The sequence below is a fragment of the Qipengyuania sp. BR81-2 genome (assembly GCF_055693895.1).
In genome coordinates this window covers 117,866-130,601 of sequence record NZ_CM146344.1, presented here as the reverse complement: position 1 = coordinate 130,601, position 12,736 = coordinate 117,866, and the positions used below count along the sequence as shown (strand labels likewise).

General features: G+C 62.0%; 14 protein-coding genes. 10 read left to right on the top strand and 4 right to left on the bottom strand.

The genetic code is table 11. The features are described from left to right. From ACZ1G8_RS00615 to ACZ1G8_RS00580, 8 genes are all read left to right on the top strand, one after another. On the top strand, positions 1-756 hold the full coding sequence (locus ACZ1G8_RS00615) for an alpha/beta fold hydrolase (protein ID WP_472679937.1): 756 nt from the start codon (positions 1-3) through the stop codon (positions 754-756). Continuing rightward, entirely contained in the window at positions 753-1,271 is a 519-nt protein-coding gene (locus tag ACZ1G8_RS00610; RefSeq protein ID WP_472679936.1) for a hypothetical protein, read from the top strand. The genes ACZ1G8_RS00615 and ACZ1G8_RS00610 overlap by 4 nt, the downstream gene beginning before the upstream one ends. Positions 1,272-1,338: 67 nt before the next feature. Continuing rightward, entirely contained in the window at positions 1,339-3,201 is a 1,863-nt protein-coding gene (locus ACZ1G8_RS00605) for a M2 family metallopeptidase (RefSeq protein WP_472679935.1), read from the top strand. Then, a complete protein-coding gene (locus tag ACZ1G8_RS00600; protein WP_472681272.1) occupies positions 3,201-4,229 on the top strand; it encodes a YncE family protein in 1,029 nt (342 codons plus the stop codon). The genes ACZ1G8_RS00605 and ACZ1G8_RS00600 overlap by 1 nt, the downstream gene beginning before the upstream one ends. Continuing rightward, entirely contained in the window at positions 4,226-4,690 is a 465-nt protein-coding gene (locus tag ACZ1G8_RS00595; RefSeq protein ID WP_472679934.1) for an ATP-dependent zinc protease family protein, read from the top strand. Before ACZ1G8_RS00600 ends, ACZ1G8_RS00595 begins: the two co-directional genes overlap by 4 nt. Next, complete coding sequence (rimK, locus tag ACZ1G8_RS00590; RefSeq protein ID WP_472679933.1) at positions 4,687-5,592, top strand: 30S ribosomal protein S6--L-glutamate ligase; 906 nt, start codon at positions 4,687-4,689, stop codon at positions 5,590-5,592. The genes ACZ1G8_RS00595 and rimK overlap by 4 nt, the downstream gene beginning before the upstream one ends. Positions 5,593-5,615: 23 nt before the next feature. Beyond that, positions 5,616-6,011, top strand: coding sequence for a RidA family protein (locus tag ACZ1G8_RS00585; protein WP_472679932.1), 396 nt, complete (start codon positions 5,616-5,618; stop codon positions 6,009-6,011). Between the two features lie 42 nt (positions 6,012-6,053). After that, positions 6,054-6,962, top strand: a complete 909-nt coding sequence (locus tag ACZ1G8_RS00580) for a lysostaphin resistance A-like protein (RefSeq protein WP_472679931.1) — start codon at positions 6,054-6,056, stop codon at positions 6,960-6,962. Here ACZ1G8_RS00580 and ACZ1G8_RS00575 read toward each other — a convergent pair. The 4 genes from ACZ1G8_RS00575 to rpsF all read right to left on the bottom strand — a co-directional run bounded on the left by ACZ1G8_RS00575 (position 6,955) and on the right by rpsF (position 9,773). Further along, complete coding sequence (locus ACZ1G8_RS00575; RefSeq protein WP_472679930.1) at positions 6,955-8,394, bottom strand: AMP nucleosidase; 1,440 nt, start codon at positions 8,392-8,394, stop codon at positions 6,955-6,957. The genes ACZ1G8_RS00580 and ACZ1G8_RS00575 overlap by 8 nt on opposite strands. Before the next feature lie 126 nt (positions 8,395-8,520). Further along, positions 8,521-9,171 carry a 50S ribosomal protein L9 gene (rplI, locus tag ACZ1G8_RS00570; protein WP_472679929.1) on the bottom strand — a complete coding sequence of 217 codons (651 nt, stop codon included), beginning with the start codon at positions 9,169-9,171 and terminating at the stop codon, positions 8,521-8,523. A gap of 12 nt (positions 9,172-9,183) precedes the next feature. Continuing rightward, positions 9,184-9,408, bottom strand: coding sequence for a 30S ribosomal protein S18 (gene rpsR, locus ACZ1G8_RS00565; RefSeq protein ID WP_006832330.1), 225 nt, complete (start codon positions 9,406-9,408; stop codon positions 9,184-9,186). Beyond that, entirely contained in the window at positions 9,408-9,773 is a 366-nt protein-coding gene (gene rpsF / locus ACZ1G8_RS00560; RefSeq protein WP_221428258.1) for a 30S ribosomal protein S6, read from the bottom strand. The genes rpsR and rpsF overlap by 1 nt, the downstream gene beginning before the upstream one ends. Positions 9,774-9,982: 209 nt before the next feature. On the opposite strand from rpsF, the gene ACZ1G8_RS00555 reads away from it, so the two are divergent. Next, positions 9,983-10,939, top strand: a complete 957-nt coding sequence (locus tag ACZ1G8_RS00555) for a DUF808 domain-containing protein (protein WP_472679928.1) — start codon at positions 9,983-9,985, stop codon at positions 10,937-10,939. Between the two features lie 120 nt (positions 10,940-11,059). Then, complete coding sequence (locus tag ACZ1G8_RS00550; RefSeq protein WP_472679927.1) at positions 11,060-12,736, top strand: sensor domain-containing diguanylate cyclase; 1,677 nt, start codon at positions 11,060-11,062, stop codon at positions 12,734-12,736.

Genomic DNA, 12,736 nt, shown 5'->3' with positions numbered 1-12,736 from the left:
ATGGAAACCGAACATTTCGACAGCTTCGACGGTACGCGCCTTGCCCTCCATCGGGTCGGTGAGGGGCGGCCCTTCGTGCTGCTCCATGGCCTGTTCTCCAGTGCGCAAATGAACTGGATCAAGTTCGGCCATGCCGAGCGCATCGCTCGCGAGGGGTTCGAGGTGCTGATGCTGGACTTTCGCGTCCACGGCGAAAGCGAAGCGCCTCGCGAGCCGGAGGCCTATCCGCAAAACGTGCTGGTGCGCGATGTTGCGGCACTGGTCGAGCATCTCGCGCTCGACGATTACGACCTTGGCGGGTTCTCGCTGGGTGCGCGGACCTCGCTTCACGCTGTTGCTCACGGCGTTCTCGAGCCAGCCCATCTCGTGATCGGCGGCATGGGCACGGCAGGGCTCGGCGAATGGGCCAAGCGGTCGGCCTATTTCAAGCGCGTGATCGACGAGTTCGACACGATCCCGCGCGGCGATCCGGCCTATTTCTCGATGCAGTTCCTGAAGTCACAGGGCGTCGACCGGGTTGCGGCGCGGCTGCTGCTCGACACGATGCCCGATCTCGATCTTTCGATGCTCGCCAACATTACCATGCCGACACTGGTGGTTTGCGGCGACGAGGATCGTGACAACGGCTCCGCCGCCGAACTGGCTACAGCGATTGCGGGAGCGGATTTCGTTGAGGTGCCCGGCACGCATATGGGCAGCGTAACCAAGCCTGACCTCGGCAATGCCATCGCCGAGTGGCTGGCGGCGCATAAATGACGCTGCGCCGCGCCTTCCTGTGGTTCTGGGTCGGCGGGCTGGTCTTCTTCGCCATCGTCATCGCATTGGGCATGCCGCTCGTGCTCACCGAGGTGCCCGGCGGAATTCTCGATCACCAGGCTGCAGGCACCGCCACTGAGGTTGACCGGATACAGGCTGCGTGGCGCTCTGCGGGGCTCTGGAACCAGGCGGCAATCGCGATGGCGGGCGACCTCGTCTTCATCGGTGTTTACGGTGTCGGATGCGTGCTGGGCGGGCGATATTTCCGGCGCGAAGCAAGCGGTTGGTTGCGTCATTGCGGCAGCGCCGCCCTGATTTCCGGGATCGTCTTCTTGGCGACCGACTATGCCGAGACCATCTCGCAGTTCATCCAGCTCATCAGCTTCGACGGCGATGATGGCCTAGCCGGCCTTGCTGCCACCGTGCGGCCCATCAAGGTCGCGAGCTGGATTACCGCCACGCTTGCTATCCTCGCTGCGTTGCTCGGTGAGTGGCGGCAGCGCCGTTCCGCTTGATTAAGCACCGCTGCAGGTGCAATCGGCTTACGTTGCAGAACAACCCCTTTCGGGAAGAGGAAATACGATGAAACTTGCCACTGTCGCCCTGTCCGCGCTCGCCGTTTCGCTGGCTGCCTGTTCGCCGGCAAACACCCAGCGCGTGGCGAGCACGCCTGCCGCACCCGTGGCTGCAGAGGATCCCTATCCGATGACGCCGAAGGGCGCTGCCGACTGGGTGGCGATGGTCGAGAAGGACATGTTCGACTTCTCGGTAGAATACGGCCGGGTGCTGTGGCTCAATTCGACCTACATCGTGCACGACAGCAACATGCTCGCAGCGAAATACGGTGCAGAGGCAACCGAGAAATCGGTGACGTACGCCAACAAGGCCGCTGAATATGCCCGCGTGCCGGGCCTCGACCCCGAAGTTTCGCGCAAGCTCGACATGCTCCGCAATTCGATCGTCATGCCCGCCCCGGTGCGTGATGGCGCGGCAGCCGAACTCGCCAGCATCTCGACCGATCTCGGTTCGCAATACGGGCAGGGCCGCGGGACGCTTGATGGCGAGGAAATCAACGGCTCGGACATCGAGGCGGCGATGGGCGATCTCGACCTGACGCCGGAACAGAAGGCCGAGATGTGGACGAGCTGGCACAACAATGTCGGCGCCCCGATGCGCACCGACTACCTGCGCATGATTGCCATCGCGAACGAAGGCGCGCAGGAGCTCGGGTTCGACGACCTCGGCGCGATGTGGCGTTCGAACTACGACATGGACCCCGACCAATTCGCCGCCGAGACCGAGCGGATGTGGCAGGAAGTGAAGCCGCTCTACATGGCGCTGCACACCTATGTCCGCGGCAAGCTCAACGAGAAGTACGGCGACGACGTGCAGCCTGCGAACGGCCCGATCCGTGCGGACCTGCTCGGCAATATGTGGGCGCAGGAATGGGGCAATATCTATCCGCTCGTCGCGCCCGAAGGGGCTGGTGACATCGGCTATGACCTCACCGAACTGATCGAGCAGAAGGGTTACGACGAAAAGCAGATGGTCCGCGTTGGCGAGGACTTCTTCTCCTCGCTGGGTTTCGCGCCTCTGCCCGAGACCTTCTGGGAGCGCAGCCAGTTCACCAAGCCGGCCGACCGCGAAGTGGTCTGCCATGCCAGCGCATGGGACGTGGACAATGTCGACGACCTGCGCATCAAGATGTGCATCAAGCGCAATGCGGATGACTTCATCACCATCCACCACGAGCTTGGTCACAACTACTACCAGCGCGCCTACAACCAGCAGGACTACCTGCATCTCAACGGCGCGAACGACGGCTTCCACGAAGCCATCGGCGATATGATCGCGCTGTCGATCACGCCCGAATATCTCGTCCAGATCGACATGCTCGATCCCGATCAAGTGCCGAGCGCCGACAAGGATATCGGCCTGCTGCTGCGCCAGGCGATGGACAAGATCGCCTTCCTGCCCTTCGGCCTCATGGTCGACCGCTATCGCTGGGGCCTGTTCGACGGGTCGATCCCGGCTGACGGCCTCAATGCCGGCTGGAACGACCTGCGCCTCGAATACCAGGGCATCACCCCGCCGGTCGCGCGTGACGAAAGCCAGTTCGATGCGGGCGCGAAGTACCACATTCCGGGTAACGTTCCGTACACGCGCTACTTCCTCGCGCGCATCCTGCAGTTCCAGTTCTACAAAGCCGCCTGCGACCAGGCCGGCTGGGAAGGGCCGCTTCACCGCTGCTCGTTCTACGGGAACGAGGAAGTCGGCAAGAACCTCAATGCCATGCTCGAAATGGGTGCCAGCAAGCCCTGGCCGGACGCGCTCGAGGCCTTCACAGGTGAGCGCCAGATGAGCGGCATGGCGATGGCCGAGTACTTCGCGCCGCTCAAGGCATGGCTCGACGAGCAGAACGAAGGCATGGAGCAGGGCTGGTGATGATCGCTCGCGCAGGCTGGCTGGCGCTACCGCTGCTGGCGGCCTGCGCCCCTGTTTCCGACGAACCGACCCCTGCACTGAGCGAAAGCGAAGTCTCGGGTGCGCTCTTCGTAGCGGGCAAATTCGGCAACACGCTCGCGAAGGTCGATCTTGCGACCGGCGAGGAAGTTTTGCGGGTCGACAGCTGTGCCAACCCGCACGAGCTGGCGACCTCTCCGGACGACAAGCACGTCGCGCTGGCCTGCTATGGCGGGACCACGGTCGACATCTTCCGCACGAGCGACTTGCAGAAGGTGACCAGTATCAATTTGGGTGAAGGCGCCAGACCACATGGCATTGTTTGGCACCCGAATGGCAGTCTCTACAGCACGGCAGAAGGGCACCAAGCTGTCTATCATATCATCAACCCACTTCCTGATGGTTCTCACCGGGCTCACGTTCAGCGGACACTGAAGTATGAAACCGGTCAGCGCGGCACCCATATGCTGGCCGTGTCGCCCCAAGGCCTGCATGCGTGGACTACCGATCTTGGGTCAAGGACCGTCACGCGGATCGACCTGAAGTCACCCAGCGAGCCGGTTTCGGTCGAGGTCGGCGACGAACCCGAGGGCATCGCGCTGTCCATCGACGGTGGCATGCTTTGGGTGACGGCGCGTGGATCGGATAAGGCTTTCATGCTCGACCCGATGACGCTCGATGTGTGGCGCGAGGTCGACACAGGTCGCTTTCCCCTGCGCATCGCCATGCGTCCGCAGGGTGATTTCGCCGTCACGTCGGACCTGATGGATGGCGGCCTGACCGTGATCGACATTCCGACACGCAAGGCAGTCCGTTCGATTGCGGTTTCCAGCCCCGAGCAAGCCGAAGCAATGACGCAGGTGACGATCCTCTGGTCGCCCGATGGCGAGCGGATCTACGTTGCCGAGACACGCAACGACACCATCGCCGAGGTGGATTTCGAGACCGGCGAAGTGCTGCGGCGCCTGCCGGGCAAGGGCGGGGGCGACGGGATCGCGATCATCGAATGAGTAAACCACCGAAAATACTACCGGTCGTTGGCTGGCGCGAGCTTGTCCACCTGCCCGAGCTCGGCCTTCACGCCATTCCCGCCAAGATCGACACTGGCGCTCGGACTTCGTCGCTGCACGGTGAGGTGATCGAGGAATTCGAGCGTGACGGCGAGAAATACGTCCGCTTCGCAGTCGATTTCGAACAGCAGCATGTCCGCCAGGTCTGCGAGGCGGTGCATGTCGACGTGCGCGGCATCACCAGCTCGAACGGCGAGACCCAGTACCGCTATGTCATCAAGACGCCGCTGAAGATCGGCGATGTCGAATTCCGCGCCGAAGTCAGCCTCGCCGACCGGAGCGATATGAAATTCCCCATGCTGATCGGCCGCTCCTCGCTGCGTCGCCGCTTTGTCGTGGATTCAGGATATTCCTGGCTGCAAACGCCGGAAATGAAGGTCAAGAAAGGCCACAAACCATGAAAATCGCCATGCTTGCCCGCAACCCGAATCTCTATTCGCACAAGCGTCTGACAGAGGCGGCGGAAGAGCGCGGGCATCAGCTCGACATCCTCAATACCACCCGTTGCACCGTACACATCGCGAGCCACCGGCCCGAAGTCTATTACAATGGCGAGCCGTGTGTCGGCTATGACGCGGTCATTCCGCGTATCGGTGCCTCAATCACCAATTACGGCCTCGCCATCCTGCGCCAGTTCGAAATGCGCGGCTGCTGGCCGCTGAACGAGAGCGTCGCCATCGGGCGCAGCCGCGACAAGCTGCGCAGCATGCAGATCCTCGCCAAGCATGGTCTCGGCCTGCCGCTGACGGCTTATGCCAACGATCCCAAGCAGGCCGAAGAGATTATCAAGGCCGTTAAAGGCCCTCCTGTGGTCATTAAGCTGCTCGAAGGCACGCAAGGCATCGGCGTGGTGCTTGCCGAAACCATGTCTTCGGCCAAGTCGGTGATCGAGGCCTTCCGCGGCGCCAATGTGAACATCCTCGTGCAGGAATTCATCAAGGAAGCGGGCGGCACGGACATCCGCGCCCTCGTGGTGGGCGGCAAGGTCGTCGCGGCGATGAAGCGGACCGGCGCGGCTGACGATTTCCGCAGCAACCTCCACCGCGGCGGCAGCGCCCAGCTGATCAAGATCACGCCGGAGGAACGCTCCACTGCGGTGCGCGCGGCCAAGCACATGGGGCTGAACGTATGCGGCGTCGACATGCTGCGCAGCAATCACGGTCCCGTCATCATGGAGGTGAACTCATCGCCCGGCCTCGAAGGGATCGAAAAGGCGACCGGCAAGGACATCGCCGGAATGATCATCGATTACATGGCTGCCAATGCGAAGGTCGGGAAGACGAAGACCAAGGGGAAGGGTTAGCGGTCGCCTTACAGGAGGTAAAAGTGGAGAGAGAAACGCACAATCCAACCGAATGGCTCACCCATTTCGGATTGAACCATGCCGTCGAGGTAAGGGGCGGGGAACGTACGCTCTACCTGTCGGGCCAGACAGCCTCCGATGCTGACGGAAATGCGATGCATCCCGGAGATCTCGTCGCCCAATACGAGGCGGCCTGGGGGAACCTGATCGATGCTCTCGCATCAGCCGGACTGGATGCGAGCAATCTCGTGCGCTTGAACTTTTACACCACCGACGTGCCGCAATTCATGGAAAAGGCCGAGCACATCGTGAAATTCCATGTCGGGGCAGGGGCGCAGGTCTGCAGCACCTTGCTGGGCGTGAAAGCCCTTTACGATCCGGACCTGATGATCGAGATCGAGGCAACCGCAGTTGCATGAGGATCGCTGCCCCACGCGCCTCGCGCCAGCAGCTTTGAGCCGATGAAAGCAAAGAAGGGTTCGGGTGTGACAGCTGAAGCAGACGGTAATGACCAGCGAAGGTGGCTCCTACCAAACATCTTCGCCAGATACCCGGTCGGATGCAGCCTGCTCGCGGCAACAATCTACTTCATGATCCTTGCTTGGCCTGCGTTGGGAAGCGGCACCGCCTTTGGCCACAATTCCCAGATGCAGCCCAATGTTGCTCCCACAAATCAACGTTTGGAAGAACTGTGGCTGGCGCTTAGCGCGTTGGTGCTTGTCGTATTGGTAGGATGGGGGAAGTCGGCCCGTGTATTCTCGCGCCCGCTACTAGGTGGAAGCCTCGTTGCGCTGTTCCCTGCTGCGATAATCGCGCTGATCCTGTCGGTGGGCGTTTCGCGAGCCTTCGCAAACCCTGAAGCTTTCCAGATCCTCTGGTCCACGGGTCTGTTACAGGGCTTCGCCTTACTAGCCATTTGCGTCGGGATTTTCGAGGAAGTGCTATTCCGAGGCATCGTCCTGCACGGGTTCGAGCGCCGTTTCGGACCGGTCACCGCGGTACTGGCGTCATCCGTGCTATTTGGGGCGATGCATTACGTAAACTGGGTCAACGGCCAGAGTTTTGGCGGCACGACCCAGCAGGTCATTCACGCCGGGCTCTCTGGTCTGCTCTACGGGGCGCTTACCTTGCGCGCGAACTCGGCTTGGCCGGCTGTCGTCATTCATGCCCTCTGGGATTTCACGGTGATCTTCAACACTTCTATCCTCGGCGCCTTCCCCGAGTCCGGGGACACTACGGCAGTTGCCTTGTCCGGCGGGACGGGCATCGCGGCGTTCCTATTAAAGTATTTCGAACCGATACTGGGTGTCATCATCTTGGCTAGCTGGTATTTCTGGCACAGGAGACGGGGCGCCGAACCGGTTACCTGAACGGAGGCTCGTTGAAAGCGCGTAGCTTGCGGCTGTGGAGCTTGGGGCCTTCCTGCCTCAGCAAGTCGCAGGCGGTAACGCCGATCTGCAAGTGGGCAGCGATGGCTTCCTCGTAGAACTTGTTGGCCTGCCCGGGCAGCTTGATCTCACCGTGCAGCGGCTTGTCCGAAACGCACAGCAGCGTGCCGTAGGGAACGCGGAAGCGGTAACCCTGTGCAGCGATGGTGGCGCTTTCCATGTCGATGCCGACGGCGCGGCTGAGGCTTAGACGCTTGGCCGACTGGGTATAGCGAAGTTCCCAGTTGCGATCGTCGGTGGTGACCACGGTGCCGGTGCGCATCCGCTTTTTCAGGTCGCTTCCGTGTTCGCCCGAGACGGCCTCTGCCGCCCCTGCAAGCGCCTGCTGGACCTCGGCAATGGCGGGGAGGGGGATTTCGGGCGGAAGGACGGGGTCGAGCACGTGGTCGTCGCGCAGGTACGCATGGGCGAGCACGTAGTCGCCGATCTTCTGGCTCGGGCGAAGGCCGCCGCAGTGGCCGATCATCAGCCATGCTTCGGGGCGGAGGACGGCGAGGTGGTCGCAAATCGTCTTCGCGTTCGACGGGCCGACGCCGATGTTGACCAACGTGATGCCGCTGCGTCCTTCACCGACGAGATGGTAAGCCGGCATCTGGTGGCGACGCCACGCCGTATCGGATAGCTGGCCGCGCGCATTGTCGGTCGTCTCGGTCAGCAGCAGGCCGCCGGCACCGGCAAGCGCGGTGAAACCATTGCTTCCGAGCTGCGAGCCTGCCCAGTCAACGAATTCATCGACATAGCGGTGATAGTTCGTAAACAAGATGAAGCGCTGGAAATGCTGGACGTCCGTGCCGGTATAGTGCGCGAGACGCGCGAGGCTGAAGTCGGTGCGCAGGCCGTCGAACAGCGAAAGCGGGATCGGATCGTCGGGGGTTTCCAGCTCGATACCGTCGGCCAGCTCGTCACCAATATCGGCAAGGTCGGTCGACGGGAAGTGGCGCGCGATCTCGTTGGGATCGATGCCGGCCAGCTCTGCGCCGGCCTGGCCGTCGAGCACGTAGGGGAAGGGGATTTCCTGACGCGAGGAGCCGACTTCGATCTCGACCTCGTAATTGCTCTCGATCAGCTCGATCTGCTCGCGCAGGTAGTCGCGGAACAGGCTCGGTTTGGTGACGGTGGTCGAATAGAGGCCCGGCGTGTTCAGGCGCCCGAAGGCGCGGCTCGATCCATCGGGCATCACACCGCCGCGGAAGAGAATCCGCAGCTCGGGATAGGCATAGCTGCCGTCCTTGCGCCGTTCCGATGACGGAAGGTCGCGGTTGCGTCCGAAGGCGATGACGTCGTCGCGCAGCCGGCTGACGGCGGCGTCGTAGACGGCCTGAAGTTTGTCGAGTGTCTGTTCGATTGTGTCCATACGGGCCTTTTTCTCCTGGCTCTTTTCGTTTTCGTGACGCCTCCTGCCACACAAGTGCGCCTGTTACAAAAAGGGCGCGGAGACCGAAGCCGCCGCGCCCTTGATGTCTGTATGTCGGTTAGAAGATCAGCCTTCGGCCTTGTCTTCTTCTTCCGAAGCTTCGGCAGCGCCTTCGACTTCCACGCCCTCTTCGAGCATGTCCGCGGGGATTTCACCCGGCTCGAGGGTCGGATCGACGGCATTGGCAGCCGCCATTTCCTCGATCTCGGCCTGCTCTTCTTCGAACATCTGGGCAAGAACGTCGACGCCCTGCGTCTGCAGTTCTGCTTCGTCGTCCGAACGAGCGACGTTTGCCTTGATCGTCACCGAGACCTCGGGGTGGAGGTCGATACGCACGTCATGCATGCCGATCGTCTTGATCGGGTTGCCCATGATGACCTGCTTCTTGTCGATTTCGTGACCCTTGTCGTTGAGGCCGTTGACGATGTCGCGGACGTTGACCGAACCGTAGAGCTGGCCGGTGTTCGAAGCGGCACGGATCAGGACGATCTCTGCGCCGTCGACCTTTTCGCCGTTCTTTTCGGCTTCGGAACGACGTTCTGCGTTTTCCTTCTCGAGACGCTCGCGGTTGGCTTCGAAGACCTTCTTGTTGGCTTCGTTGGCGCGCAGCGCCTTCTTCTGCGGGAGCAGGAAGTTGCGTGCGTAGCCGTCCTTCACGGTGACGACGTCACCGATCGTGCCGAGCTTTTCGATACGCTGGAGGAGAATGATATCCATGTTCTTTCTCCCTTACTTCACGATGTACGGCAGCAGGCCGATGTGGCGAGCGCGCTTGATGGCCTTGGCCAGTTCACGCTGCTTCTTCGCGCTGACGGCGGTGATGCGGCTGGGGACGATCTTGCCACGCTCGGACATGAAGCCCTGGAGCAGACGAACGTCCTTGTAGTCGATAGCCGGCGCGTTCTTCGCGGAGAACGGGCAGGTCTTGCGGCGGCGGAAAAACGGACGTGCCATCAGTTACGCTCCTCGCGGTCCTTGCGCTTCTTCGAATCGCGCTCGTTCTTGCGCATCATCACCGAAGGGCCTTCTTCGTGCTCTTCGACCTTGATGGTCATGTAGCGGATGACGTCTTCGTTGATACGCGTCTGGCGCTCGAGCTCGGAAACAACGGAGCCGGGGCCCTCGATGTTGAGCATCACGAAGTGCGCCTTGCGGTTACGGTCGATCTTGTAGGCGAGGTTCTTGAGACCCCAGGTCTCGGTCTTGGTGACCTTGCCGTCGTTCTTTTCGACGATTTCGGTCGCCGTGGCGGCGAGCTGATCAACCTGAGCCTGGCTCAGGTCCTGTCGCGCCAAGAAGACATGCTCGTAGAGAGCCATGCTCTTGTCCTTTCACTTGCTGGCCGATCGCTGGCTGATCCGCGGGATTGCGGGGCCCCTCCGGCTTTCTTCAATATCCGCCGCCCGGAAGCGAGGGATGCGCGCACATAGCGGGAATCGGGGAGAATGCAAGCTCGTTTCAGGCTTGTGACGATGGAACGAGGCGGGCAAGGGCGCATTGCATTGAAAACGCACAAGGGGAAGTGTTCATGCCCTCCGGCCTAGTCGCCCTGCTCGACGACGTATCGATTATCGCCAGAACCGCCGCAGCATCGATCGACGATGTCGCCGCTGCCGCGGGAAGGGCAGGCTCCAAGACCGCCGGCGTGGTCATCGACGATGCGGCGGTAACGCCGAGCTATGTGACGGGCCTTTCCCCGGCGCGCGAGCTGCCCATTATCTGGGCGATCACCAAGGGCAGTTTCAAGAACAAGCTGCTGATATTGCTGCCAGGCGCGCTGCTGCTGAGCGAATTCCTGCCCGGCGCGATCATCTTCATCCTGATGCTGGGCGGGGCTTTCCTGTCCTATGAAGGCGCCGAAAAGGTCATGGAGAAGCTCGGCGGTGCCAAGCACGGCAAGACCGTCGAAGACGTCATCGAGGATCCGGCAAAGTTCGAAAAGGAGCGCATCAGCGGCGCCATCCGGACCGACCTGATCCTGTCGGCAGAGATCATGGCCATCGTGCTCAACGAGATCAGCAGCGAGCCGATCGCCGCGACGGTCTGGGGTCGCGGCCTGACGCTGGCCCTAGTCGCGATCGGGGTAACGGTCGCGGTCTATGGTTCGGTCGCGCTGATCGTGAAAATGGACGATGTCGGTCTGCACCTGACCAAGAAGGCTTCCTCGACTGCCAAGACGGTCGGCCGTTTCCTGCTCAAGGCGATGCCGAAGCTGCTTGCGACCCTCTCGTTCGTCGGGACCATCGCGATGCTCTGGGTCGGGGGCGGGATCATCGTCCACGGCACGCATGAGCTCGGTTTCGACCTGTTCTACGACATCGCCCACGGCGCGGAATATGCTGTCAAAGCTGCAACCGGTGCGCTTTCCGGCCTTCTCGGTTGGCTGACTTACGCTGCCATTTCGGCCCTGATTGCGCTGGGTCTGGGCTTTGCCATCGCCTTCCTCCTGCACAACGTCCTGAAATTCGAGGGCGATAGCCACTAAGGCGGCGATCTCCGGCGTACCGTCCCGAAACGGGACCGGGCCCTGCAGAGCGCTGGTTTCCGGCAGGTCTTGCAAGGATAATTCCGCCGCGCGATAGACTGAGCTGTCGCCGGGGGAGACGTGGGCCTGAAACAGATCGCGAGGCTGATGGTCGTGCTGGCCGTTGCCGTGTGCAGCATCGCTGCACCCGCGTCTGCGCGCGGACACCTCCTGGAGGAACGGATTTGCGTTGGCGGAGGCGCTAGCGCGGACGAAGCCTTCTCCATCCCCAAACAGGCGCTCGATTGCAGCGCGATGCGGTTCGCAAACCGCAGCCATTTCGTGAGAACGCATGCCGATGTGTACTCGCTCCCCGAGGCAGCAAGCCACGAATACGTCTGGCAGACCGATCCGGCGAGCTTCGACAGCATGCTGGTGCGCTTCACCTATGCCAATGGCGAACAGCGGCTTGTCGATGTCGACCGCCAGATGGCGGTACGCAACTGGTCTCCCGATACAAGCTTCAGTATCCCGGTGCCCGACACCGGCGCCAAGCTGATCGCGATCGATACCGTTATCGAGCGGCCACGTACGTTCAATGTCGCCAAGTCAGCTCGGCTGGTTAGCGTGGAGACCGCGCGGCAAGAGTATTACTCGAGATCGCTCGTCTTCGCGCTGGTTTGCGGCCTGCTGCTGGCACCGTTCATTTTCGATTTTCTGTTCCTGCGCATGCTGAGATCACGCTTCATCGCCTGGCACGCGGGTATGACGCTTGGCGCGCTAGGCTTCGTGTTCTTCAATTCCGGGCTGGTGTTCCTGCTGTTTCCCGCGATGCCGCTCGAGCTGCGGTATCAGGCCAACACCGTGACGCTGACCTTTGCGGTCGCCTGTGCGGTCATGTTCGTGCTGGAGATTGCCGAGGAAGGCGTGATCTCCGAGCGGATCCGTAGCGTGCTGCTCGCGCTGACGGCCTTCATGGTCGGCACCAAGTTCGCGGCACTGTTCGATTTCGAACCCTGGCGCGTGCTGGTGCACAACCTCCACATGATGAGCTTGGTCCCGCTGGGTATCGCCTTGCTGGTTGCCATCGGCATCGCTTTCAAGCGCCGTAGCCGCGCAGCCGTTTTCCTCCTCGTCGCCTTCGTACCCATGGCGATCGTTGGGACAGGGGCGCTCTTGCTCGCCATTTCGATGATGACCGCAGAGCGCGCAGTGACGGATGCCCTTCTGGTCTCGCTCGTCCTGCTTGTTCTCGCGACCTCCACGGCGGTGGGCGACCGGTTCATGGTCCTGCGGGTCGAGCGCGACCGCGCGAATATCCACGCGCTCAAGATGCAGCGCATGGCGCTCAGCGATGCGCTTACCGGTGTTTCGAACCGCCGGGCCTTCGATAATCTCGAAACGATCCCCGAAGGGCAGGCGCTCGTCATCGCGGACATCGATCACTTCAAGGCAATCAACGACGAACGCGGGCACCTGATGGGCGACGCTGTCCTCGCCGACACGGCGACCCGCATGCGGCGTGTGCTGGTCGACTATCGCGGGGCGGACATCTTTCGTCTCGGGGGTGAGGAATTCGCGGTCGTGGTTCCTTGCAGTGACCGGATATCCCTGCGCGAGATCGCCGAAAACCTGCGCCGCGCTGTCGACGGCGGCAAGCGTCGCCGCGCCGATGATCTAGCTCCCGTCACGATCAGTATCGGTGGTGCCCTGGGCCATGGCCGCAAGCTTCACGATGTCTATGCCGATGCGGACGGCGCGCTCTATCGCGCCAAGCAGGCAGGCAGGAACCGCGTCGTAATTGCAGGGGAGCGCTGA